This window comes from Pseudoblastomonas aquimaris, assembly GCF_035481675.1.
Taxonomy (GTDB): Bacteria; Pseudomonadota; Alphaproteobacteria; order Sphingomonadales; family Sphingomonadaceae; genus Alteriqipengyuania_B.
In genome coordinates, this window is sequence record NZ_JAYJJW010000001.1 from 949,247 (window position 1) to 971,290 (window position 22,044).

Sequence of the window (22,044 nt, forward strand, 5' to 3'; positions counted from 1 at the left end):
CGAAACCGCGTCAGTCGTCGACGCGCTGGCGCCGCTCGCGGTCGGTACGGCTGGGGCGCTTGCTCGAAGCCCTGCTTTCGCGGCGCTCGGCACGCTCTGCCTGGCGCGTCGCCCGCTGGGGCGCAGGTTGGGTGCGCTCCTGACGCTGGACCACCGGGCGGGCAGGCCGCTCCGTTCGCTGGGTGCGCGGCGGCGTTGCACGGGTTTCGCTGCGGCGGTCGGACCGGCTGCGGTCACCACCGCGACGCTGGTCACGCGCCCGGTCGCCATCGCGATCGCGGCGCTGGTCGCGGTAATCCTCGCGCCGGTCGCGGCGCTGGTCGCGGTAGTCTTCGCGCCGTTCGCGGCGGTATTCGCGATACTCTTCGCGGTTGTCGCGGCGGCCTTCGTAGCGTTCGATACGGCGGTCGCGGCGCTGGTCGCGATAATCCCCACGGCGGGTGTAGCCGTAACCGCCCCACTGTTCGCGGAACTGGCGGTGGCCGGCACGGCGGCCTTCCCAATAGCGGCGATGGTGATCGCCCCAGCGATGGCGATAGCCGGACCGGTCGTAGATGTAATAGCCCACGCCGGGATAATAGTAGTCGTCGTACCAGCCCCAGTATGGCGAGGATGCGCCGTAGCCGTAGCTGTACTGGTAATCGTCGTAATACGGATCGTACATCGTGCAGGCACCGAGCGTGGCGGTCGCGGCGACCAGCAGGATCGGTTTAAAGATGCGGGTCATCGCGCGTCTCCCATCGGAAAGTCTGTAGATGACCTGCCTTGTAGGGGCGACGAATTGAACCGCCTCTGAACCCGTTGTTACAGATTGCGACAATTAAGACTTTGAGCCGTTTTGCTGAACAGCCTCGGCAGCGCGCGGCAGGCTGAGGCGGACGAGCAACCCGCCGAGGTCCTCGCTTTCCTCCAGTCGCACGCCGCCGCCGTAGATTTCGGCCACGTCGCGCACGATGGCGAGGCCGAGGCCGGTGCCGGGCTTGCCGGTGTCGAGCCGCGCGCCGCGGTCGAAAATGCGGATGCGCTCGGCATCGGGAATGCCCATCCCGTCATCCTCAACCCAGATTTCGCACTGCTCGGCATCGGGCACGGCATCGATGGTGACGAAAACGCTGCCGCCGCCGTATTTCGCCGCGTTCTCGATCAGGTTGCCGAGGATTTCGTCGAGGTCCTGGCGTTCGATGGCGACATTGACGTCCATGTTGCCGTCAAGGTCGAAGCGGGTCCGTTCGTAAAGCCGGGTCACGGCGCGCAGCACCGCCTCCACGCTGCCGGCGACATGCGCGCGGCTGAGCCCCGTCGCGCGGCGGCCCACGGCGCGCGCGCGGGCAAGATGGTGTTCGACCTGCCGCTGCATCACCTTTGTCTCGCGGTGGACGAGGTCGGACAGGTCTGGGTCCTTCGCCGTTGCCGCATTGACCAGCACGGTCAGCGGCGTCTTCAAGGCATGCGCCAGGTTGCCCGCGTGCATCCGGGCCTCTTCCGCCTGCCTTTCCGAATGGGCGAGGAGGCCGTTCAATTCCTCCACCATGGGTTGCACCTCCAGCGGCAACGGGTCGGTCACCCGGTTCGCCCCGCTGGTGCGGATGCGGATGATCGCCTCCTTCACCCGGCGCAGCGGGCCGAGCCCGTAGATCGTCTGCAGGAAGGCGAGGATGAACAGGCCGAGGCCGAGCACCACGAAGCTCCAGAAAAGGATGCTGCGGATGCGGTTGATCTGCTCGTCGAGATCCTCGCGCGCGGCGGCGAGCGCGAAGGTCCACTCCGTATCGCTGCCCGGCAGCACGACGGAACGCTGGGTGATCCGCAGCGCTTCGTCCGGATACTGGCTGCTGTCGTAGATGACCGGCTCGGCAAAGAAACCGTCGCGCACTTCCAGCGTGCGCGGCGCCCACAAGGAGCGCGAGGGATAGGGATCGCGCCCCTCACCGGTTACCTGCCAGTACATGCCGGAATTGGGCTCGAGGAAGCGCTGGTCGCCGAGCGGGCGATTGAACATCACGTCGCCGAAATCGTCGATCTCTGCCGAGGCGACCATGGCGGTGAGCATGTAATCGAGCTGGTCGTCGAACTGGTCGGTCACCAGGCTGGTCAGCGTGCGGTCGAGGGCGAAGCCGCCCACGGCCAGCAGCAGCGTAATCCACACCGCCGCAATCAGCTGCATCCGCCGGCTGAGCGATCCGGTATGCGGCGGCGCGGCGCCGGACGCTATCGCCGCGCCCTGCTCCGCCTCCATGGTCGCCTTCTCCGCGGCGGCCGACAGCGCGGGATCGCTCCCCGATGTGGCGACCGCGTCCAAATCAACCGCCCCGATCAGCCGCGCGGCGCGTCGGCCGGGTCGTCGAGACTGTAGCCGAGGCCGCGGATGGTGGTGATGACATCGGCACCCAGCTTCTTGCGGATGCGGGTGACGAAGACCTCGATCGTGTTCGAATCGCGGTCGAAATCCTGATCGTAGATATGCTCGATCAGCTCGGTCCGGCTCACGACCTTGCCCTTGTGATGCATCAGGTAGCTGAGCAGCTTGTATTCCTGCGCGGTCAGCTTCACCGGCTCACCGGCCAGCGTGACGCGGCCGCTGCGCGTGTCCAGCCGCACGTCGCCGGCGATCAGTTCGCTGGTGGCATTGCCGGTAGAGCGGCGGATCAGCGCGCGCAGGCGGGCGATCAGCTCTTCGGTCTGGAAAGGCTTGGCCAGGTAATCGTCCGCGCCCGCATCCAGACCGGCCACCTTGTCGGACCAGCTGTCGCGCGCGGTCAGCACCAGCACGGGGAAGGTCTTGCCTTCCTTGCGCCACATGCCGAGCACCGTCAGGCCGTCGATTTCGGGCAGGCCGAGGTCGAGGATGACGGCGTCGTATTCCTCCGTGCTGCCGAGGAAGTGCCCGTCCTCGCCATCGGTGGACAGGTCCACGGCATAGCCGTTCTGTTCCAGCGTGTTTTTCAGCTGCTGGCCGAGTGTCGGCTCGTCCTCGACGATCAGGATGCGCATCGAATTCCCCTATGATGCCTAATTGCCCGCCTTGCGGCGTATTGCCCCCGCGTTTGGGGTTTCACCACATATCCGTCAAGCAATGGAAGGGTTCCGGCAGGCGGCGCTATTCAGCGCCGGCGGCGGATGATCCGGCCGCTGCGCGCATCGACATCGACGAAGGTCACGCGGCCTTCGCGTATGAACTTCAGGCGATAGGCGTGCGCGCGGGAATCGTACTCGAAATTGAGATACTCGTACCCGCGGCGGCGATAGTCGGGGACGATGCGCCGCTCCACCTCGCGCGGGGAAAGGACGCTGCCCGATTCCATCTGCTCGCGCGCGTTGGCCGCATCGTCGAACGCCTGCGCGCCCGCACCGGTCGGCACGAAAGCCGCTGCCGCGGCGACGAGGGTCAGGGAAAGGAGGATCCGGGGCATCATGGTTTCCTGGCTAACCCCGCAGCATTGAACAAGGGGTGAATTCGGCAGTCACCCTCCCGTTCAGCTTTGGGCCCGTTCAGATTCGAGCTGCTTCAGTTGACCATTTCATACGTTACCGAAATCGACACGCCCGTCGCGACCGTGCCGGGCAGGATCGGCGCGGAATCGTTGGCAGACGCGGTCATCACTATTTCGCGCGAGAGCGGTTGCGGGCCGGAGCCGCGAACCGATTCCGACACGCGGAGCAATCGCACGTCGGCATAGCCGGCACTTTGCGCATAGGCCCGCGCCATTTGCCGCCCGCGTTCCATGGCGTTCCGGCGCGCTTCGGCCTTGGCCGCCGTGTCGTCGTCCACGCCGAACATCGGCCCGTTGAGGTCGGTCGCGCCGGCAGCCACCAGCGCATCGAGAACTTCGCCCGCACCGCCTATGTCGCGCAACTTGATGCTGACCCGGTTTGACGCCTGATACCCGCGGAACACCTGCTCGCGGCTCATCTGGTCGTAATCGAACCGGGCGTTGAGGTTGATGCCGCTCGTCTGGATATCGCGCTCCGCCACGCCCAGCGACTTCAGCCGGTCGATCACCTGCCGTATGCGGGCGCTGTTCTGGCGCAAGGCCTCCACGGCAGTCGGCGCCTCGCTCGTCACCCCTGCGCTCATCGTCACGATGTCCGGTTCGATATCGACCGTCTCGAACACGTCGAGTTCGACCACCGGGCCGCTCGTCTGCACCTGCACCTGCGCGGCGGCGGGGCTGGCGAACAGGGCGGCGGAAGCGAACAGCGGCAAGGCGTAGCGAAGCATGCGAATTCTCCAAAGGTTGCGCCATGCGTTTCGGCGCAGCGGGATAACGCGCACCTGAACGATGGCGTTCCGCTGGAGATTGGCGCCGTTCCGCTTGCGATAGCGCCGCGGCGCGCCTACCTGCGCGGCGCTATGGCACAACCTCCGATCCTCAGCTGGGAAGGTCTCGGCCTCATCCAGGGCAGCGGCTGGCTATTCGGGCGGCCCGAGGACCAGGGCGGCCCCGGAGGCATAGACCTCCACATCGGCCCGCGCGACCGGCTGGCCCTGATCGGCCGCAACGGCGCGGGCAAGACCACGCTGCTGCGCCTGATCGACGACCGGATCGAGGCCGACCGCGGCATCCGCAAGGTCAAGCCCGGCACGCGGATCGTCTTCCTGGAGCAGGACCCGGATTTCTCCCCCTTCGAAACGCTGATGGATTTCGCGCTCGCAGGCGAGCATGCCCCGGCGGAGCACGAGGTGGAGGCCATCGCCGGCCAGCTCGGCATCGACATGGCGACCGCGGCGAAGGGCGCCAGCGGCGGCGAACGGCGGCGCGCCGCGCTGGCCAAGGCGCTGGCGCAGGATCCGGACATCCTGCTACTGGACGAGCCGACCAACCATCTCGACCTCTCTGCCATCGATTGGCTCGAAAGCTGGCTCGACCGCTACAAGGGCGCCTTCGTCGTCATCAGCCACGACCGGACGTTCCTGAAGCGCCTGACCCGTGCGACCCTGTGGCTCGACCGCGGTTCCCTGCGCCGCAAGGACGTGGGCTTCGGCGGCTACGACGCATGGGAAGAACAGGTCTATGCCGAAGAAGCGCGCGCGGCGGAGAAGCTGGACGCGAAGCTGAAGCTGGAGGCGCACTGGCTGGAACGCGGCGTCACGGCGCGGCGCAAGCGCAACCAGGGCCGGCTGGAGAAGCTGTGGGAAATGCGCGCCCAGCGCGCGGCCATGCTGAACCCGACCGGCAAGGCGAAACTGGACCTCAAGAGCGACGAGACCAAGACCAAGTCGGTCATCGTGGCGGAAGGCATCAGCAAGGCATACGACGGGCGCACCGTCATCAAGCCGTTGGATTTCCGCATCCAGCGCGGCGACCGCATCGGCATCGTCGGCGGCAATGGCGCGGGCAAGACCACGCTCTTGAAGATGCTGACCGGCGAGCTGGAGCCGGACACGGGCACCGTGACCCGCGCCAAGACCCTGAGCGGCGTGATGATCGACCAGCAGCGCAGCCTGATGTCGCCCGACAAGACGGTGCGGCAGGTCTTGGCCGAGGGCGGCGACTGGATCGACGTGCGCGGCGTCCGCAAGCACGTGCAGGGCTATCTCAAGGAATTCCTGTTCGACCCGAAGATCGTCGACACCAAGGTCGGCATCCTGTCGGGCGGCGAGAAATCGCGCCTGCTGCTGGCGCGCGAATTCGCCCGGACCTCCAACCTGCTGGTGCTGGACGAGCCGACCAACGACCTCGACCTCGAAACGCTCGACCTGCTGCAGGAAGTGATTGCCGATTACGACGGCACGGTCCTGATCGTCAGCCACGACCGCGATTTCCTCGACAAGACCGTGACCGTCACGCTCGGCCTCGACGGGACCGGCCATGTCGATATCGTCGCAGGCGGGTATGAGGATTGGGAGGCCAAGCGCCGCAATCTCACCGTGACGCCGCGATCGAAGGCCAAGGATGCCCCCGCGCCCCAGCCCTCCCCGCCGGTCGCGCCGCCGAAATCGGCCAAGCTCAGCTACAAGGACCAGCGCGATTACGAGATCCTGCCCACGCGGATCGAGGAACTGGAAGCGGCCATTGCGAAGGGCGAGGCCATCCTCGCGGACCCGGACCTTTACACCGCCGATCCGCAGAAGTTCGCCAATATATCCAAGGGTCTCGAAAATGCGCGGGCCGAAAAGGACGCGGCGGAGGAACGCTGGCTGGACCTGGCGGAGAGAGTGGAGGCTTGAGCGACCTTCACGCACAGGTGCGCGCTTGCACGCTGTGCGCGCCCTACCTGCCGCTGGAACCGCGACCCATCGCGCAATTCTCGTCCACGGCGCGCATCCTCGTCATCGGGCAGGCGCCGGGGAGGATCACGCATGAAAGCGGCATTCCTTTCGACGACAAGGCGGGCGAACGACTGGCGGGCTGGCTGGGCATCGATGCCGTCACGCTGCACGATCCCGCGCGGGTCGCGATCGTTTCGATGGGCCTGTGCTACCCCGGCAAGGCGAAGGGCGGGGACAAGCCGCCGCGCCCCGAATGCGCGCCGCTGTGGCACGGCCGCATCTTGCCAGTGCTGCCCGCGGATCGCCTGACCGTGCTTGTCGGCACGTATGCGCAGGCAGCCTATTTGCCCGCGATGAAGGGCCGGCCGATGGCGGAAAGGGTCGCCGGCTGGCGGGACCTGTTGCCGGAGCGGATCGCCCTGCCCCATCCCAGCTGGCGCAGCGCGCTCTTCATGCGCGAGCACGACTGGTTCGAGCAGGACTTGCTGCCGGATCTGCACGCAGAGGTCGCCGCCCGGCTCTGATCACGCGATGCGGTAGAAATCCGCCACCCGCTCCAGCGCCAGCCTCAGCACCAACTTCCCGCTGCGCGCGGGCCAGGCGAGCGCCTTTTCCGCCGTCGGCAGCGTCTCGCCCGCGCACACCACGCGCCAGAGGATGTCTTCCAGCCCCTTGCCCGCCAGCGCGATGGCGCCGTCGAAGCGCTGCTTCGCCACCAGCTGGCGTTCCGACCGGGTCAGGTTCTGTTCGCCGCCTTTCACCCGCACCGGGTCCCAGCGCATCGTGACGCTGGGTGCCAGTTGCGCGCGCTCCCAATCGGCGCGCAGGCGCTCGGCGGCGGCGAACAACCGCTCTTCAAGGTGGCCGCGCGCATAGAGCCAGGCGACCGGCGATTCGGCCTGGTTGACCGTGACGCTGCGCCCCCGGCGGGGCGCGGTGCCCCTTGTGCGCGGCCCTTCGGAAGTAAGTTCGCGTTCGACGAATTGGCGGGTCATGGCGTTGGTCCCCTTTGCTGGTGCACGGAAAGAATTGGTGCAGCGCCCTTGCCAAGGTTCACGATCTGTAGGAAAGAACCAAATCGGTTATTGGAGCCCCCGGCATGATCAATCGCATCCGTTCGATCCGCAAGGAAAAGGGCATGACCCTGGCAGAGCTTGCCGTCGCCTGCGATCCCGCAACGACGCCGCAGACGGTCGGACGGCTGGAAACCGGCACCCGCACGCTCTCGACGGCATGGATGGACCGGATCGGCAAGGCGCTGGGGGTGGAACCCGAAAGCCTGATCCGTAGCGAAAGCGCGGATGCACCCGAAGTGATCGCAGCGCTGACCAACGCGGGCGCCGAGGCGCTCGCCAAGCCGCGCGAGGCGATCCTGCCGAGCGAACTGGCCGGCAATGTCCCGATGGTCTGCCTGATCGTGGAAGCCTCCCAAGGCGAATATCGCGAAGGCGACCAGCTTTGGCTGCGCCGCGCCGATCCGGAAGAAGCCGGCAGCTTCGTCAACCGCGATGTGCTGGTCCCGCGCGCCGGCGGGCGCTTTGCCTTCGGGCGGTTGATCGACCGGCAGGGAACGCTGGTCGGCATCCTCCCGCCCGGCGTCGGGCAGAAACAGCAGGTGGTCGACAATCCGCCATGGCTCGCCATCGCCACCATGCTGGTCCGCCCGCTTTGAAGCGGGTCCTGTCGCTATCGACGCTATACCCGAACGCGGCACAGCCCCGCTTCGGAACCTTCGTCGCGCGCTCGCTGGAAGCGCTGGCGGCGCGGGGCGACTGGGACGTGACCGTCGTCAACCCGATCGGCGTGCCGCCCGTAAGGTTCGGCAAGTACCGTGCCTTGGCAGAAGCGGCGGAGGACGGCGCGGAAAACGGGGTCGAGGTCCAACGCCCCATCTTCCCGCTGATCCCGAAATTCGGCGGCCGTTTCAACCCTGCGCTGCTCGCGCGCACCGTGCTGCCGCTGGCAAGGCGCCTGCATGCCGATCGCCCCTTCGACCTCGTCGATGCGCAGTTTTTCTATCCCGATGGCCCGGCCGCCGCGCGCATTGCGGAGGCACTGGACCTGCCGCTCTCGATCAAGGCGCGCGGGGCGGACATCCATTACTGGGGCGCGAAAGCCTACGGTCGCAAGGCGATGGTGCGGGCGGCCGAACGTGCGGACGGCCTGCTCGCCGTGTGCGAAGCTCTGGCACGCGACATGGCGGCCATCGGCCTGCCGCGCGGCAAGATCGCCATCCACTACACCGGGCTCGACCGGAACCGCTTCCGCCCGCTCAACCACACGCAAATCCGCCCGCGCCTCGGCAAGGAGCTCGGCATACCGCTGGCGGACGACGACTTGCTGCTGGCGACCGTCGGTGCGCTCATTCCGCGAAAGGGTCAGGAATTCGTGATCGGGGCCTTGCCGGAATTGCCGCGGGCGCGCCTGCTGCTCGTCGGGCGCGGGGAGCACGAGGCGAAATTGCGCTCTCAGGCGGCCGGGCTCGGCGTGGCCGATCGCGTCCATTTTACCGGCTCGCTCGACCACAACATCATGCCGATCCTGCTGTCGGCGGCGGACCTCATGGTCCTGCCCTCTTCCAGCGAAGGTCTCGCCAATGCGTGGATCGAGGCGCTGGCCTGCGGCACGCCGCTGGTCATCACCGATGCTGGCGGCGCTGCCGAGGTGGTCACGAGCCGCAATGCAGGCCTCATCGTCAGGCGCGACAGCGCGGACATCGCCGCTGCCGTCCGCGACCTAGCCGCCGACATGCCGGTGCGCGAGGCGACCGTCGCCATGGCGGAGCGCTTCAGCTGGGAAGCCAACGCCGCGGCGCTGGCCAAACACTTCGACCGTTTGACCGTCTGACCTGCCGAACTTCCGGCGGTCAGGCTTCCCCGCGAGCCTTGCGCTCCTGGAGGTCGGCCTCGGTTTCCTGCGGCACGAAGCTGTCGCTCGTCACGCCCAGCCAGATCAGGATCGGCGCGGCCATGTAGACGGAGCTGTAGGTACCCACGAAAATGCCGAGTACGATGGCGGCGGTCAGGCCGAACAGGCTTTCCGGCCCGAAGAACAGCAGCGGGATCAGCGCGACGAGCAGCGTAAGGCTGGTCATCACGGTACGCGCCAGCGTCTCGTTCACCGACAGGTCGAGCAGTTCGGGAACCGGCATCTTGCGGTATTTCTTCAGGTTCTCGCGGATGCGGTCGTAGACCACGATGGTGTCGTTCAGCGAATAGCCGATGATCGCCAGGATCGCGGCGATGATCTGCAGGCTGAATTCCCACTGCAACAGCGCGAACAGCCCCAGTGTCAGCGACACGTCGTGGAACAGCGCGAACAGGGCGCCCACGCCGAACTGCCATTCGAAGCGCACCCAGATGTAGAGCGCGATGGCCAGCATGGCCGCCAGGAGGGCGAGGCCCGCCTTTTCGCGGAATTCGCTGGCGACCTTGCCCGACACGGTGTCGTTGCCGTCGCGCCGGACCTGGTCGTATTCGCCTTCGATAGCGCCGATCACCTCGTTACCGATGGCGGTCGCGGCACCGGGCACGCCTTCCGCCTCGGCCGGCAGGCGGACGCGGATGGACACCTGGTTCGCCTCTCCGAAACGCTGGATGACCGGGTCGCCATAGCCGAGTGCGCCGATCTGCTGACGCAATTCGGGGATCGGCGCTTCCTCGCGCCCTTCGAAGGTCACGCGGACTTCCTGCCCGCCGGCGAAATCGACGCCGTAGTTTAGGCCGTTGTTCACCACGAAAAACCAGCTCAGCGCGATCAGGATCAGGCTGACCACGTAGAACGGCACGCGCCATTTCAGGAACTTGATGTTGGTATCGTCGGGGACGAGCTTGAGCAGACGCATTCTCAGACCCTCACAGTGCCAGGTCGTTGGGGCGCTTGGCCCGCAGCCAGCCGGCGACCCACATGCGGGTCAGCACGACGGCGGTGAAAACGGAAGTGAACAGGCCGATGATGAGAACGACAGCAAAGCCGCGCACCGGGCCGGAGCCGAACAGGAACAGCAGCACGCCGGCAATGAAGTTGGTCACGTTGGCGTCGTAGATCGCGCGGCTGGCCTCGCGATAGCCGTTCTCCACCGCGGCGAAGACCCGCCTGCCTTTCTTGCGCTCTTCCCGGATGCGCTCGTTGATCAGCACGTTGGCGTCCACCGCCGCACCGATGGTGAGCACGAAGCCCGCGATGCCCGGCAGGGTCAGCGTCGTGCCCATCACCGCCATGATGCCGAGGATCATGAGCACGTTGATGACCAGCGCAATCGTCGCATAGACGCCGAAGCGACCATAAGTGGCGATCATCAGCAGCACGACCAGCAGGCTGCCGATCGACATTGCGACAACGCCCTTGCGGATCGAATCGGCGCCCAGGTCCGGGCCCACGGTGCGCTCTTCCACCACGGTCAGGTCGACCGGGAGCGCGCCCGAATTCAGCGAAATCGCCAGCGCATTGGCGCTGTCCACGGTAAAGTTGCCGGAAATGCGCGCCGCGCCGCCGAGGATCGGTTCTTCGAAGCTGGGCGCGGAGATGATCTTGTCGTCGAGGATGATCGCGAACCGGCGGCCCACGTTCTCGCGGCTCAGCCGGGCAAACTGCGCCCCGCCCTGCCCGTCGAACTGGATGTTCACGACCGGCGCGTTGGTCTGCTGGTCGAAGCCCTGCTGCGAATTTGTCAGCCGCTCGCCCGAAATCCCGCCGAGGCGACGGACATAGTGGCCATAGCCGGCCATCTCGTCCTCCTCGTCATACGGCAGGAACTGCATGCCGGCCGGCGCGATGGCGGCCTGTGCGATCGGCACGGGCTCCTGCCGTTCGGGGTCGACCAGCTTGAATTCCATTTGCGCTGTTTCGCCCAGCAGCGTCTTCAGCCCCTCCGGATCGTTGAAGCCCGGCACCTGCACCACGATGCGGGTGTCGCCCTGGCGGATGATGGTGGGCTCGCGCGTCCCAAGGCCGTCGATACGGCGGCGTACCACGTCGGTCGCGGCGTCGAGCGCGGTGTTCACCGCCGCGTCGAAACCGGCCTGCGTCGGAGTCAGCGTGATGCGGTTGCCGTCGGACACCGCAAGGTCCCAGTCGCGCGTTACGCCGGTGCCGGACAGGATCGGCAGCAATTCCTCCCGCGCCGCATCGAGCTGGCTGGGATCGTCGAGGATGAAGCTCAGGCGGTTGTTGCTGGTCGACATGTCGCCGAAGCGGATGCGCGGATCAGCATCGTCGAGCGCGTTTTCGACCGAGCCTTCCAGCGATTCCAGTCGCGTCTGCGCGACTTGCGAAGCTTCCGCCTCCAGCAGCAGGTGGCTGCCGCCGGCAAGGTCGAGACCCAGGGCGACTTCGGGATCGGGCAGGCTCTCTTCGGGCCAGTCGCCCCCCGCGACGCTGACCAGCGAAGGCAGCGCGGCGACCATCACCGCGATGGTTATGGCCCAGAGGAAAATCTTCTTCCAGCGCGGAAAATCGAGCATCGTTCGTGCCCCGTCCTCAGTCGTTCGCGGCGGGCTTCGTGCCCGGATCGATCACGTCGCCGATGGTGTGCCGCACGGCCTGCACCTTGGTGCCGCCGCCAAGATCGATGGTGACATAGTGATCGTCGACCTTGGTGATCTTGCCGACCAGCCCGCCGGCGGTGACGACCTGGTCGCCCTTCTTCAAGCCTTCCACCTTCTCGCGATGTTCGCGCTGGCGCTTCATGCCCGGGCGGATCAACAGGAAATAGAAGATCAGGCCCATCGCCACCAGCGGTGCGAACTGCATCCATGCGGGCGGCGCTTCCGCACCCGATGTTGCGGCGGCGAGAATGAATGTGGTCATCTAGTAAGCTCGTGAAAAACGGGTTGGTCGCACACGGTCGGCGCCTTCCGGCCCCTCCCTCGCGAAATCAGATGGGCGCGCCTAGCAGCAATGCAATATGCGCGCAACGCGGCTGCTTGCCATTATCAAGAGCCGCTTCTATAGGCGCGCCTCCACTGCTCGGGAAGTAGCGCAGCCTGGTAGCGCATCACACTGGGGGTGTGGGGGTCGCAGGTTCGAATCCTGTCTTCCCGACCAGTGGAATTCACCCCCCTCGATCACCGACCCTGATTGCAGGATTGCCGGCGTAGATCGCGCCGGCTTCCGCGGTGCCGTTCAGCACGCCGCGCGCTCCGAGGACCGCACCGTCCTCCATAATGGCACCGGGGCCGACGAAGGCTTCGGCAGCGATCCAGCAACCGTCGCCTATGTCGACAGGCCGGCTCACCAACGGGAAAGCCGGGTCCCGGTGATCGTGCGTGCTGGCACACAAGTGCGCGCGCTGGCTGATAACGCAGCGGTCGCCGATGGTGATGCGGCCCTGGTTGTAAAGCCGCACGCCCGGCCCGACCAGGCATCGCTCCCCTATCACAAGGTGGCGCGGCAACCAGACGGACACGCTGGCATAGATGCGCGTTCCCGCGCCGATTTGCGCCCCGAACAGCCGCAGGACGAAGCGCCGCCAGCCGTGCAAAGGCGGAGGGGTCCAGCGCGCGAGGACCAGCCACGCGGCCATCCAGACAACGCGCGCCAGCTTGTTGCGCAGGGGGAAAGCCGGCGGACCGGACAGCGGATCTAAAACCGGGCGCTCGCTCATGCGTTCTCCATCAAGCGCGCATAAAGCGCCGCCCACTCCTGCGCCACGACTTCGGGCGCGAAGGGGCCTTGCGCAAGGCCGGTCGCGGCTTGCGACATCTTGCGCCAGGTTGCGACAGGGATGGCCAGCGCCTTTGTCAGCGAGGCAGCGATACGGCTTGCATCGGTACCGCAATGGATCGCCGCGCGGGCCGTAAAGCCTGCGGGCAGGTTGCATTCCTCGCTCATCAACGCCGGCGTGCCCGCTGCCCAAGCTTCCAGGATCGCCATCGGCAGGCCTTCGCTGAGCGAGGGCAGCACCATGAAACGCGCTTCGCCGACCAGAGCCTTCTTCGCCTGCCCGTGCACGGGGCCGACGAACTCCCCATCGGGCGAAGCTGCCACGCGCTTCTCGAGCTGCGCCACATCTTCCGGTGCCCCCCACCCGGCGATGACCAGTCGCGCGCTGTCGGGCTTGTCGGCCATGTCCCACCCACCCAGCAATGCGCCGAGGTTCTTCTTCGGGTGGATCCGGCCCAGGTAGAGCACCATCGGCGGGCGGAAGTCGGCCCCGCGCGGCATGACGGGTGCGGCGTTGGGAATGACCGCGCTGTCGGTGCGGCCGCTTTCGGACGCGATGTCCTTCGCCTCCGCTCCGGTCAGCGCGTGCATGACGCTCGCCTCGCGCCAGCCGCTGCGCTCGTACAGCGCCCGCGCCACAGCCTTCTGCAGCCGCCCGCGCGCCGTGATCCACGGGGCGAGCATACCGTGGGGCGAAATGACCAACGGCTTTCGCGTCCGCCGTCGCCAATCGAGCGCGGCCTTCGAAGGGTACATCCAGATGCCGTGCAAGTGGACGAGGTCCGGATCGAGCGCATCCAGGTTGCGCCTGAAGGAGCGCGAGTAGCCGAAACGCCGAGGCCCCTGCACCCCGACGAGCCGCAGCGGGACGTCGCCATAACGCGGACGGTCCTCCTCCCCATGCTCGTCATCGAGGGCGAGGACCACCGGCTCCGCCCCAAGACCGCGCAGCATGCGCGCATGGGCGATGACCGCTTCCGCGACCCCGCCGCCCAGGCGCGAGGCCGAAGCGGTCAGCAGCACGATTCGCTTGCCGGCAACCGAGAGAATCTGGCCGTTCACGCCACGGCTTGTCCGCAATTCCGCCCCCGGAAACAAGCATGCGCCGGCGGCTGCCCCCGTTTTCCTACGCGAACCGTTTTGGTTATCTGGCTTGGCTCCACCATCCAGTCAGGAGCGTTACCATGTCCATCATCGATTCCCTCATCGGCCCCATCGCCAGCATCATCGACAAGATAATCCCCGACAAGGAAGCGCGCGAGCGGGCCAAGCTGGAGCTCATCAAGCTCGAAGGCACGCAGGAGCTTAAGACGATCGAGGTCCGCCTTGCTGCCATCGTTGCCGAGGCCGGCAGCCGCGATCCGTGGACCAGCCGCGCACGGCCGAGCTTCCTCTATGTGATGTATACCATGCTGCTCGCTTCGCTGCCGATGGGCGTGCTCGCCGCGTTCAACCCCGACACCGCGCGGGAAATCGCCGCCGGCATGAACGCCTATCTCAACGGCCTGCCCGAACCGCTCTACGCCCTCTTCGGCACCGGCTATCTCGGCTACACCGCCGCGCGCCAGTGGGGGAAGATCAAGGGCGTGGAAGGCTGATCGGGCCGACGGCGCTTTTGCCGCAGGACCGTGTTCCATGTGTTCCATGAAATAGGACCTGCCCCGGGCCGATCCTGCCGCAATCCAACAGGTTTCCCGATTGCGGCGGGATCGGCTAAGGGCCGCCAGATGACCGATACCGTTTATGTCCTCAACGGCCCCAACCTCAACCTCCTCGGCCAGCGCGAGCCGGAGATCTACGGCGACACCACGCTCGACGAGATTGCGGGCATGCTGGAAGACCGGGGCCGCGAACTGGGCCTGTCCATCGACATGCGCCAGTCCAACCACGAAGGCCACCTGATCGACTGGCTGCACGAGGCGCAGGCCGAAGGGGCGAAAGCCGTCCTGCTGAACGCCGCGGCCTATACCCACACCTCCATCGCCCTGCTCGACGCGATCAAGGCGATCGTGACGCCGGTATTCGAAGTGCATTTGTCCGATCCCTCCACGCGGGAGGAATTCCGCCATCGTTCCTATGTCGGCATGGCGGCACGCCAATGCTTCCAAGGGCACGGAGCGAAAAGCTACGTCCTCGCGCTGGAGGCGGCAGCGGCCCTTTGACGTAGCGTCAAAGCGCAGGCGAAAGAGCGCAACATTCTTGCGCATCGCTCTTGCGCCGCCAAATCCTTGCGAGCATAGCGGCGGCTCGCAAATTTCGCTGCATAACGGGGTACGAATGGCCGACAGCAAACCGACGGATCGCAAGTCGTCCGGCATGAACGTGGACACCGGCATGGTCCGGGAACTGGCCGAACTGCTGGCCGAAACCGGGCTCACCGAAATCGAGGTCGAGGACGGCAACCGCAAGGTCCGCGTATCGCGCGGCGCGGTCGCGGCCCCGATGGTCGCAGCGCCCGCCATAGCCGCCGCACCGGCTCCCGCAGCCGCACCTGCCCCGGCGGCAGCCGATGCTACCCCTGCCGAAGCGCCCGCCAGTGCCGCCGACGCGGTGAAGTCGCCCATGGTCGGCACCGTCTATCTCGCCCCCGAACCGGGCGCTGCGGACTTCATCAAGGTCGGCGACAGCGTGAAGGAAGGCGATACGCTGGTCATCGTGGAAGCGATGAAGGTGATGAACCCCATCACGGCCCCCGCATCGGGTACGGTGAAGGAAATCCTGGTCGCCAACGCCCAGCCGGTCGAATTCGACCAACCGCTGGTGGTGGTGGCCTGATCCCATGACGATTACGCGTATCCTGATCGCCAATCGCGGCGAGATCGCCCTGCGCATCCATCGTGCGGCGCACGAAATGGGCATCGAGACGGTCGCGGTGCATTCCACCGCCGATGCCGATGCCATGCACGTACGCTTGGCCGACCACGCGGTGTGCATCGGCCCGCCGTCCGCCACCGACAGCTACCTCAACCAGGCCGCCATCATCTCCGCGGCCGAGATCAGCGGCTGCGACGCGATCCACCCCGGCTATGGCTTCCTGTCCGAAAACGCGAAGTTCGCCGAGATCGTCGAGGCGCACGACATCCGCTGGATCGGCCCCAAGCCCGAACACATCGTCACGATGGGCGACAAGGTCGCGGCCAAGCAGACCGCCGGTGCGCTCGGCCTGCCGCTCGTCCCCGGCAGCGACGGCGCGGTGAGCGACTATGACGAGGCCCGCAAAATTGCGGCCGATATCGGCTATCCCGTGATCATCAAGGCCGCCAGCGGCGGCGGCGGGCGCGGCATGAAGGTGTGCGAGAGCGAGGACCAGCTCGAAAGCCTGATGAAACAGGCCGGCAGCGAGGCGAAGGCCGCATTCGGCGACGCCACGGTCTATATCGAGAAGTATCTCGGCAACCCGCGTCACATCGAATTCCAGGTTTTCGGCGATGGCAAGGGCAACGCCATCCACCTCGGCGAACGCGACTGTTCGCTCCAGCGCCGCCACCAGAAGGTGCTGGAGGAAGCGCCCTCCCCCGTCCTGTCGGAAGAAGACCGGATGCGGATGGGCGAAACCTGCGCGCAGGCGATGCGCGACATGGCCTATCGCGGGGCGGGCACGATCGAGTTCCTGTGGGAAAACGGCGAGTTCTACTTCATCGAGATGAACACGCGCCTGCAGGTCGAACACCCGGTGACCGAAGCGATCACCGGCCTCGACCTCGTGCGCGAGCAGATCCAGATTGCGTCGGGCATGCCGCTGTCGGTCACGCAGGACGAAGTCACGTTCACCGGCCACGCGATCGAATGCCGGATCAACGCCGAAGACCCGTTCACCTTCGCGCCGAGCCCAGGCAAGGTCACCTACTACCACGCCGCCGGCGGCATGCATGTGCGCGTCGATAGCGGCCTGTACGCCGGCTATTCGATCCCGCCCTATTACGACAGCATGATCGCCAAGCTGATCGTCTACGGCCGCAGCCGCGAAAAGTGCATCATGCGCCTCAAGCGCGCGCTGGAGGAAATGGTGATCGAGGGGGTCAAGACCAACGTCCCCCTGCACCGCGAACTCCTGCAGCAGGACGATGTGCTCGCCGGCGACTACACGATCAAGTGGCTGGAAGAATGGCTGAAAGAGCGCGAGGCTTGACTAGGACCACCGGAAACTGACGCCCGGACGTGGTGGGAGCCCCCAACTAACCTAGTAATGGGGCGACTGCCATCACTCCAGCGGGACGCCTGGTTCGTGCTTGCTGGTACGGATCGTCAGGCTGGTCTTCACGCTTGAAACGTTCGGCGCGGGCGTCAGCTTGCCGGTCAGGAATTCCTGGAAGCTTTGCAAGTCGCGGCTGACGATCTTCAGGATGAAGTCGATCTCGCCGTTGAGCATGTGGCATTCGCGCACTTCGGGCAGGGTCTGGATGTGATCCTCGAATGCGCGCAGGTCGTCCTCCGCCTGGCTGCGCAGGCTGACCATGGCGAACACCGTGATGGCAAAGCCCAGCTTCGACGGGTCGAGGTCGGCGTGATAGCCGCGAATAATACCCTGCTCTTCCAGCGCACGCACACGGCGCAGGCATGGCGGCGCGGTCAGGCCGACGCGCTGGGCCAGCTCCACATTCGTGATTCGCCCCTCGTCCTGCAATTCGGCCAGCAGGCGCTGGTCGATCTGGTCGAGATTGGCCATTTTCCGTCCCCCTCAGCGTTGCGCGACCCCTAGGGGTCGGAAAGCGAAACGGGCCCTCTCCCGCAGCTTCATGCTTCCCGCAGCCCCGCAACTATTACGAAAAATGCGGCGCGCGACAACTTTATAACTATGCCGAGAAATGTCCCGCTTTGCAACGCACGGTGTTTGTCCACACCGGCGGCGCCCCCTCTCCTGCTACCCATACGTAATGCGGCCTAGTGTTCGCAGCCTTTTTTCGCTTGCCCGACGGAGCCTGAATGCAATTCGACGACCGCCTCGACACCGTATTGCGCAGCCGCGCGACCGGTGACTTGGCGCGCCGGACGCAATACCGCCAGCTCGTCGATCTCGTCGGCACCCCGCGCGAGGATCGGGAAGGCGCGCAGATGGAAGAGGCCTATGCCCGGCTGGCCGAGCTGGAAGCTGACATTCCCGCTGCCACGCGGGCGGGCCTGCTGCGCGATCCCGCGCTCCGCATCGCCTCGCCCCGCCTCGCCGCTCGCCTCGCGGAACAGGAGCCTGCCGTCGCCGCTGCCGCGATGGCCCGCGCGACCTTGCGCGAAGGCGACTGGCTGGAGCTGATCCCGCAGCTACCCATCGCCGCGCGCGGATATCTCCGCCACCGCGACGACCTGCCCGGCACGGCGGAAGCGCTGCTGCGCCGCCTCGGCGTGCTCGACCTCGTGCTCCCCCAGCCGGACATCGTCCCGCTGCCCGGTGACGACGCACAGGACGAACCGCTCGAACTCGTGGACATCGCGCCCGCGGCGCAAGACGATGCAAACGAGCCGGTCGAGACAGAGGAGCCTGTCGTCGAGAGCGAGATCGGCGCGCTGGTGCAACGCATCGAAGCCTTCCAGAAGGCGCGTCGCCGGCCAGTGAGCGAAGCGGCGCCGCGCCTGCCGCTGAACGACGCTGCCCACGGCGATGACGCGCCGGATGCGATCGATTTCGAATGCGACCCGGCGGGCACGATCGTCTGGGCGGAGGCGGACCATGCGCCGATGCTGGTCGGCACCCGGCTGGGCGGCCCGGTGATCGACGGGACGATGACGCGGCGCATGCCGCTGGCAGGCATTCCCGTCACCCTCGACGGGGCCGCCGCCATCAAGGGCGATTGGCGCATCGATGCCGCACCGTATTTCCACAAAACGACCGGCGGCTTCGCGGGTTACTACGGCCGCCTGCGCCGCGAGCCTGCCGAGGACGATGACCGCCCGGCGAACACTGCCGCCGACCGCATTCGCCAGCTGCTCCACGAATTGCGCACGCCGGTAAACGCCATCCAGGGCTTTGCCGAAGTGATCCAGCAGCAGGTCTTCGGACCTAGTCCCAACGAATACCGCGCGCTCGCCGCGAACATCGCCGGCGACGCGGCGCGCATCCTCGCCGGGTTCGAGGAGCTCGACCGGCTCGCCCGGCTGGAGACAGGCGCGCTCGAACTGGGCGACGACGAAAGCGACCTGGCTGCGATATTCGCCCGCACGGCCCAGCAGGTCGCGCCCTCGCTTGCCACCCGCAGCGCGCGCCTGTCTTACGAGGGCGACGCGCAAGGCGCACCGGTGGCCTATGGCCGCGACGACGCCGAACGGCTCGCCTGGCGCCTCGTCGCGACGCTCGGTGCAGCGATGGCGCCGGGTGAAGCCGCCACGATGCAGCGCGTGGAAGACCCCAAGCGGTTCGTCCTCGCCTGCGACCTGCCCGCCACGCTCGACGACCGCGATGATGTCTTCGCCAGCGGGGCAGGCGGCACTTCGGGCGCACTTTCCGCCGGCCTCTTCGGCACGGGTTTCGCCTTGCGCCTCGCCCGCGCGGAGGCGCGCGCAATCGGCGGCGATCTTGCCCGGATCGACGAGACGCTGGTGCTCAGCGTGCCGCTCTTGACCGCAGCGGGTGCGGGGCATAGCGAAAAGGCGGAGCAGGCCGAGCGCGCCTGATCCGCCGGTGACAGGGGGTTGCCGGCGCTTCGGGGGAACCATGCAGCCGCTTGTCGATCCACCACCGCCGGGATCAGAGGCGCGTTTCGCCGACGGGTTCGGACCGCGGTTCATCCTGACCGTCGATACCGAAGAAGAATTCGACTGGTCGCAGCCGTTGCGCAGCGAAGGCCACTCGCTGCGCCATGTCCCCCGCCTCGCCCGGTTCCAGCAATTCTGCGAAGGCGAGAGCGTTCGGCCGATCTATCTCGTCGATCATCCAATCGCGACCTCGGATGAAGCGACCGCAATCCTGCGCGATGCGGTCCGCGCAGGCCGCGCGGATATTGGCGTGCAGCTTCACCCCTGGGTGAGCCCTCCCTTCGAAGAGGAAGTAAACCAATACAACAGCTTTGCAGGCAACCTTCCGAAGGAGCTGGAGCATGAGAAACTGTCGCGCCTGCGCGATGCCATCGCGGAAGCTTACGGCACCGATCCGCTGATCTATCGCGCCGGCCGGTATGGTGTCGGTCCGAATACCGCCGGCCTGCTGGTCAAGGAAGGCATCGCGATCGATACGTCGGTGCGGCCGCTGTTCGGCTATTCCGGGGGCGGCGGTCCGATCTATCACGACCACCCGCTGGTGCCCTATTGGGCGGACGATGCGCAGCAATTGCTCGAACTGCCGCTGACGACGGTGTTTTCCGGCATGCTCCGCAGACAGGGTCGGGCGATTTATCCGCGCCTGTGGCGGCGGCCAGAGCTGCGGGGCATCCTCGCAAGGCTGGGGCTGCTGGAACGGCTGCCGCTGACGCCGGAGGGCGTGCCCCTGGCCGACGCACTCTGCGCGATCGATATCGCGCTGGACGACGGGTTGCCCCTGCTCAATTTCTCGTTCCACAGCCCCAGCCTAGAACCCGGCCACACCCCGTATGTGCGGACCGAGCGGGACCTTGATTCCCTCTACGACTGGTGGCGCGGCGTGCTCGCCCACTTGCGCACGCGCGAGGTGCGTGACGCCTCGGTCAGACAGATCATGGAGGCGGTCATCCGCCAGCCGGCATAGCGAAGGGCGCTTGCGCATCGCGCGGCCTGCGATTAGGCGGGCCACCGCATTGCTGCGCATCGGGCCTGTAGCTCAGTTGGTTAGAGCTGGCCGCTCATAACGGCTAGGTCGCGGGTTCGAGTCCTGCCGGGCCCACCACAGCTGCCTCGGCAGCCGATGCAGCGATGCTTGCCCACGTGGCACGAACGGTCGGGGAGTGGCGCAGCCTGGTAGCGCACCTGTTTTGGGTACAGGGGGTCGCAGGTTCAAATCCTGTCTCCCCGACCAATTTTCGTGACATAAAGCGGCTCAGGCAGCCGCAGGTCGTGCCAGCGCCACCGGCTGGCCCTGCTGCTCGACTTCGGCCGTATCGCCATCGGCGCGCACGCAATCGCGGCCCTCGCCCTTCGCGCGATAAAGTGCCGCGTCGGCGCGGGCGAAGAACTTGCCGTAGCCTTCGCCGATTTTCCACGTCGCCACACCGAAGCTGGCAGTCAGCCTGGTGTCCGCCCCCAGCTGGGCGATTTCCTGTGCGGTGAACTTGCGGCGGATCCGGTCGGCGAGACCGATCGACGGGTCCAGCGTGCAATTCCATACGAGGATGCAGAATTCCTCCCCGCCGATCCGCCCGGCAAGGTCGCCTTCGCGAACCGTTCCGCCGATCAGCCTGCCGAATGCGGCAATCGCCTCGTCCCCCGCCTGGTGGCCCCAGATGTCGTTCACGCGCTTGAAGAGATCGATGTCGGCCACGACCATGCTGACCGGGACCCCGGCATCCTTCGCCCGTTCCAGCATCGCGATGGCGCGCTGTTCGAAAGGCTGGCGCAGGAACAGGCCGCTGAGCACATCGCGCTCCGCCTTGGCGCGGTCGGACGATAGCTGGTCGTAAAAGAAGCTGCCGAGCAGGCTGAGAGCCGTCGCCAGCGAGAAGAATGCCAGCGTGACGACGAGGATCGCGTAGTACGGGCTGTCGCGGTAATCGTCTGCCGTGACGATGCCTGCTAGCACGAAGGACATGGTCGGCCGGATAAAGAACTGCGCGGATGTCGCCGCGAATATCCAGGTCAGAACCTTGCGCATCGGGTCCTTCGCCGCACCGCCTCCCAGTGCCATCGCGCCCACCGCATAAACGAGCCCGTAGAACATGTTCGCCACGTAAAGCCGCGCATTCATATCGGCTTGCGTGGCAGTTGCCATCAGCAGCAGCGCCATGGAAATGACAGCCGCAAATGCCATCGCCTTAAGCGGGAAAGACCGCTTGCTGCGGCGGCAGAAGCCCGCAATCATCGCCATGCAACCGATGGAATAGCACCCGTGCATCATCAGGGTGGCAGCGACGCTGGTTGGATCGGTAAAAAGGTGGAAGGTGAGAAACCCGCACGCCAGCATCGTGTAGGAAAAGGCATAGGTCAGCAGGTGCGCGCCCTGCCGTGTTCGTATCCACAGAATTAGGAATACGGATGCGAAGAGTACCGCTATCAGCGGTAACACCAGCCCCACAATCTCTTCACGTGCCACCCAAACGACCCCCTTGCTGGGAGTG

At 66.4% G+C, this 22,044-nt stretch carries 23 protein-coding genes and 3 tRNA genes; 13 read left to right on the plus strand and 13 right to left on the minus strand.

Going from position 1 to position 22,044, the window contains the following annotated elements:
• Positions 1 to 10 precede the first annotated feature (10 nt).
• The 5 genes from VCJ71_RS04590 to VCJ71_RS04610 form a co-directional block, all read right to left on the minus strand.
• Positions 11 to 727 (minus strand): hypothetical protein, encoded by a 717-nt coding sequence (locus VCJ71_RS04590; protein ID WP_324639459.1) that lies wholly within the window; start codon positions 725 to 727, stop codon positions 11 to 13.
• 93 nt (positions 728 to 820) lie between these two features.
• The gene (locus VCJ71_RS04595; RefSeq protein ID WP_324640874.1) at positions 821 to 2,236 is read right to left on the minus strand and encodes a sensor histidine kinase; all 1,416 of its coding nucleotides are present in this window, start codon (positions 2,234 to 2,236) and stop codon (positions 821 to 823) included.
• A 77-nt stretch (positions 2,237 to 2,313) separates the two neighbouring features.
• Positions 2,314 to 2,991 carry a response regulator transcription factor gene (locus tag VCJ71_RS04600; RefSeq protein WP_290135460.1) on the minus strand — a complete coding sequence of 226 codons (678 nt, stop codon included), beginning with the start codon at positions 2,989 to 2,991 and terminating at the stop codon, positions 2,314 to 2,316.
• 110 nt (positions 2,992 to 3,101) lie between these two features.
• Entirely contained in the window at positions 3,102 to 3,413 is a 312-nt protein-coding gene (locus tag VCJ71_RS04605) for a hypothetical protein (protein ID WP_324639460.1), read from the minus strand.
• Positions 3,414 to 3,505: 92 nt separating this feature from the next.
• Positions 3,506 to 4,219, minus strand: a complete 714-nt coding sequence (locus VCJ71_RS04610; RefSeq protein ID WP_324639462.1) for an SIMPL domain-containing protein — start codon at positions 4,217 to 4,219, stop codon at positions 3,506 to 3,508.
• A 132-nt stretch (positions 4,220 to 4,351) separates the two neighbouring features.
• On the opposite strand from VCJ71_RS04610, the gene VCJ71_RS04615 reads away from it, so the two are divergent.
• Positions 4,352 to 6,169, plus strand: a complete 1,818-nt coding sequence (locus tag VCJ71_RS04615; protein WP_324639464.1) for an ABC-F family ATP-binding cassette domain-containing protein — start codon at positions 4,352 to 4,354, stop codon at positions 6,167 to 6,169.
• Complete coding sequence (locus tag VCJ71_RS04620) at positions 6,166 to 6,735, plus strand: uracil-DNA glycosylase family protein (protein WP_324639466.1); 570 nt, start codon at positions 6,166 to 6,168, stop codon at positions 6,733 to 6,735. Before VCJ71_RS04615 ends, VCJ71_RS04620 begins: the two co-directional genes overlap by 4 nt.
• Here VCJ71_RS04620 and VCJ71_RS04625 read toward each other — a convergent pair whose 3' ends face one another.
• The gene (locus tag VCJ71_RS04625) at positions 6,736 to 7,206 is read right to left on the minus strand and encodes a DUF6456 domain-containing protein (RefSeq protein WP_324639468.1); all 471 of its coding nucleotides are present in this window, start codon (positions 7,204 to 7,206) and stop codon (positions 6,736 to 6,738) included. It abuts the gene before it with no gap.
• A 104-nt stretch (positions 7,207 to 7,310) separates the two neighbouring features.
• Between VCJ71_RS04625 and VCJ71_RS04630 the strand changes: the two genes are divergently transcribed.
• A complete protein-coding gene (locus tag VCJ71_RS04630; protein ID WP_324639470.1) occupies positions 7,311 to 7,883 on the plus strand; it encodes a helix-turn-helix domain-containing protein in 573 nt (190 codons plus the stop codon).
• The gene (locus VCJ71_RS04635) at positions 7,844 to 9,058 is read left to right on the plus strand and encodes a glycosyltransferase (protein WP_324639471.1); all 1,215 of its coding nucleotides are present in this window, start codon (positions 7,844 to 7,846) and stop codon (positions 9,056 to 9,058) included. Before VCJ71_RS04630 ends, VCJ71_RS04635 begins: the two co-directional genes overlap by 40 nt.
• A 19-nt stretch (positions 9,059 to 9,077) precedes the next feature.
• Here VCJ71_RS04635 and secF read toward each other — a convergent pair whose 3' ends face one another.
• From secF to yajC, 3 genes are read right to left on the minus strand one after another with little or no spacing between them, the layout of a single operon-like run.
• Complete coding sequence (secF, locus tag VCJ71_RS04640) at positions 9,078 to 10,055, minus strand: protein translocase subunit SecF (RefSeq protein ID WP_324639473.1); 978 nt, start codon at positions 10,053 to 10,055, stop codon at positions 9,078 to 9,080.
• Positions 10,056 to 10,065: 10 nt separating this feature from the next.
• Positions 10,066 to 11,673, minus strand: a complete 1,608-nt coding sequence (gene secD / locus VCJ71_RS04645; protein WP_324639475.1) for a protein translocase subunit SecD — start codon at positions 11,671 to 11,673, stop codon at positions 10,066 to 10,068.
• Between the two features lie 16 nt (positions 11,674 to 11,689).
• Complete coding sequence (gene yajC / locus VCJ71_RS04650) at positions 11,690 to 12,019, minus strand: preprotein translocase subunit YajC (RefSeq protein ID WP_290135470.1); 330 nt, start codon at positions 12,017 to 12,019, stop codon at positions 11,690 to 11,692.
• 160 nt (positions 12,020 to 12,179) lie between these two features.
• Between yajC and VCJ71_RS04655 the strand changes: the two genes are divergently transcribed.
• Positions 12,180 to 12,256 (plus strand) — tRNA-Pro (locus VCJ71_RS04655).
• A gap of 7 nt (positions 12,257 to 12,263) precedes the next feature.
• On the opposite strand, the gene VCJ71_RS04660 is transcribed toward VCJ71_RS04655, so the two are convergent.
• Positions 12,264 to 12,815 carry an LbetaH domain-containing protein gene (locus tag VCJ71_RS04660; protein ID WP_324639476.1) on the minus strand — a complete coding sequence of 184 codons (552 nt, stop codon included), beginning with the start codon at positions 12,813 to 12,815 and terminating at the stop codon, positions 12,264 to 12,266.
• Positions 12,812 to 13,936 carry a glycosyltransferase gene (locus VCJ71_RS04665; protein WP_324639477.1) on the minus strand — a complete coding sequence of 375 codons (1,125 nt, stop codon included), beginning with the start codon at positions 13,934 to 13,936 and terminating at the stop codon, positions 12,812 to 12,814. Before VCJ71_RS04665 ends, VCJ71_RS04660 begins: the two co-directional genes overlap by 4 nt.
• Before the next feature lie 122 nt (positions 13,937 to 14,058).
• Here VCJ71_RS04665 and VCJ71_RS04670 point away from each other — a divergent pair, with 122 nt between their 5' ends.
• The 4 genes from VCJ71_RS04670 (at position 14,059) to accC (ending at position 17,003) form a co-directional block, all read left to right on the plus strand.
• Positions 14,059 to 14,472 carry a holin family protein gene (locus VCJ71_RS04670; RefSeq protein WP_290135473.1) on the plus strand — a complete coding sequence of 138 codons (414 nt, stop codon included), beginning with the start codon at positions 14,059 to 14,061 and terminating at the stop codon, positions 14,470 to 14,472.
• 129 nt (positions 14,473 to 14,601) lie between these two features.
• Complete coding sequence (locus tag VCJ71_RS04675; protein ID WP_324639479.1) at positions 14,602 to 15,036, plus strand: type II 3-dehydroquinate dehydratase; 435 nt, start codon at positions 14,602 to 14,604, stop codon at positions 15,034 to 15,036.
• Positions 15,037 to 15,190: 154 nt separating this feature from the next.
• The gene (gene accB, locus VCJ71_RS04680; protein WP_416379156.1) at positions 15,191 to 15,649 is read left to right on the plus strand and encodes an acetyl-CoA carboxylase biotin carboxyl carrier protein; all 459 of its coding nucleotides are present in this window, start codon (positions 15,191 to 15,193) and stop codon (positions 15,647 to 15,649) included.
• Positions 15,650 to 15,653: 4 nt separating this feature from the next.
• Positions 15,654 to 17,003 carry an acetyl-CoA carboxylase biotin carboxylase subunit gene (gene accC, locus VCJ71_RS04685; RefSeq protein WP_324639482.1) on the plus strand — a complete coding sequence of 450 codons (1,350 nt, stop codon included), beginning with the start codon at positions 15,654 to 15,656 and terminating at the stop codon, positions 17,001 to 17,003.
• A gap of 72 nt (positions 17,004 to 17,075) precedes the next feature.
• On the opposite strand, the gene VCJ71_RS04690 is transcribed toward accC, so the two are convergent.
• Positions 17,076 to 17,540 (minus strand): Lrp/AsnC family transcriptional regulator, encoded by a 465-nt coding sequence (locus VCJ71_RS04690; protein WP_290135478.1) that lies wholly within the window; start codon positions 17,538 to 17,540, stop codon positions 17,076 to 17,078.
• Positions 17,541 to 17,797: 257 nt separating this feature from the next.
• On the opposite strand from VCJ71_RS04690, the gene VCJ71_RS04695 reads away from it, so the two are divergent.
• From VCJ71_RS04695 to VCJ71_RS04710, 4 genes are all read left to right on the plus strand, one after another.
• Entirely contained in the window at positions 17,798 to 19,477 is a 1,680-nt protein-coding gene (locus VCJ71_RS04695) for a histidine kinase dimerization/phospho-acceptor domain-containing protein (protein ID WP_324639484.1), read from the plus strand.
• Positions 19,478 to 19,517: 40 nt separating this feature from the next.
• Positions 19,518 to 20,522 carry a polysaccharide deacetylase family protein gene (locus VCJ71_RS04700; protein ID WP_324639485.1) on the plus strand — a complete coding sequence of 335 codons (1,005 nt, stop codon included), beginning with the start codon at positions 19,518 to 19,520 and terminating at the stop codon, positions 20,520 to 20,522.
• 61 nt (positions 20,523 to 20,583) lie between these two features.
• Positions 20,584 to 20,660, plus strand: a tRNA-Ile gene (locus tag VCJ71_RS04705).
• A gap of 52 nt (positions 20,661 to 20,712) precedes the next feature.
• A tRNA-Pro gene (locus VCJ71_RS04710) sits at positions 20,713 to 20,789 on the plus strand.
• A gap of 21 nt (positions 20,790 to 20,810) precedes the next feature.
• Here VCJ71_RS04710 and VCJ71_RS04715 read toward each other — a convergent pair.
• Positions 20,811 to 22,019: a GGDEF domain-containing protein gene (locus VCJ71_RS04715; protein WP_324639487.1), complete on the minus strand. Its 1,209-nt coding sequence runs from the start codon at positions 22,017 to 22,019 to the stop codon at positions 20,811 to 20,813.
• Positions 22,020 to 22,044: the final 25 nt, after the last annotated feature.

Bases quoted from the DNA above. Each gene is read 5' to 3' on its own strand.
- VCJ71_RS04590 (WP_324639459.1), bottom strand. From the start codon at position 727: ATGACCCGCATCTTTAAACCGATCCTGCTGGTCGCCGCGACCGCCACG.
- VCJ71_RS04595 (WP_324640874.1), bottom strand. From the start codon at position 2,236: ATGGAGGCGGAGCAGGGCGCGGCGATAGCGTCCGGCGCCGCGCCGCCG.
- VCJ71_RS04600 (WP_290135460.1), bottom strand. From the start codon at position 2,991: ATGCGCATCCTGATCGTCGAGGACGAGCCGACACTCGGCCAGCAGCTG.
- VCJ71_RS04605 (WP_324639460.1), bottom strand. From the start codon at position 3,413: ATGATGCCCCGGATCCTCCTTTCCCTGACCCTCGTCGCCGCGGCAGCG.
- VCJ71_RS04610 (WP_324639462.1), bottom strand. From the start codon at position 4,219: ATGCTTCGCTACGCCTTGCCGCTGTTCGCTTCCGCCGCCCTGTTCGCC.
- VCJ71_RS04615 (WP_324639464.1), top strand. From the start codon at position 4,352: ATGGCACAACCTCCGATCCTCAGCTGGGAAGGTCTCGGCCTCATCCAG.
- VCJ71_RS04625 (WP_324639468.1), bottom strand. From the start codon at position 7,206: ATGACCCGCCAATTCGTCGAACGCGAACTTACTTCCGAAGGGCCGCGC.
- VCJ71_RS04630 (WP_324639470.1), top strand. From the start codon at position 7,311: ATGATCAATCGCATCCGTTCGATCCGCAAGGAAAAGGGCATGACCCTG.
- VCJ71_RS04635 (WP_324639471.1), top strand. From the start codon at position 7,844: ATGGCTCGCCATCGCCACCATGCTGGTCCGCCCGCTTTGAAGCGGGTC.
- secF (WP_324639473.1), bottom strand. From the start codon at position 10,055: ATGCGTCTGCTCAAGCTCGTCCCCGACGATACCAACATCAAGTTCCTG.
- secD (WP_324639475.1), bottom strand. From the start codon at position 11,673: ATGCTCGATTTTCCGCGCTGGAAGAAGATTTTCCTCTGGGCCATAACC.
- yajC (WP_290135470.1), bottom strand. From the start codon at position 12,019: ATGACCACATTCATTCTCGCCGCCGCAACATCGGGTGCGGAAGCGCCG.
- VCJ71_RS04660 (WP_324639476.1), bottom strand. From the start codon at position 12,815: ATGAGCGAGCGCCCGGTTTTAGATCCGCTGTCCGGTCCGCCGGCTTTC.
- VCJ71_RS04670 (WP_290135473.1), top strand. From the start codon at position 14,059: ATGTCCATCATCGATTCCCTCATCGGCCCCATCGCCAGCATCATCGAC.
- VCJ71_RS04675 (WP_324639479.1), top strand. From the start codon at position 14,602: ATGACCGATACCGTTTATGTCCTCAACGGCCCCAACCTCAACCTCCTC.
- accB (WP_416379156.1), top strand. From the start codon at position 15,191: ATGAACGTGGACACCGGCATGGTCCGGGAACTGGCCGAACTGCTGGCC.
- accC (WP_324639482.1), top strand. From the start codon at position 15,654: ATGACGATTACGCGTATCCTGATCGCCAATCGCGGCGAGATCGCCCTG.
- VCJ71_RS04690 (WP_290135478.1), bottom strand. From the start codon at position 17,540: ATGGCCAATCTCGACCAGATCGACCAGCGCCTGCTGGCCGAATTGCAG.
- VCJ71_RS04695 (WP_324639484.1), top strand. From the start codon at position 17,798: ATGCAATTCGACGACCGCCTCGACACCGTATTGCGCAGCCGCGCGACC.
- VCJ71_RS04700 (WP_324639485.1), top strand. From the start codon at position 19,518: ATGCAGCCGCTTGTCGATCCACCACCGCCGGGATCAGAGGCGCGTTTC.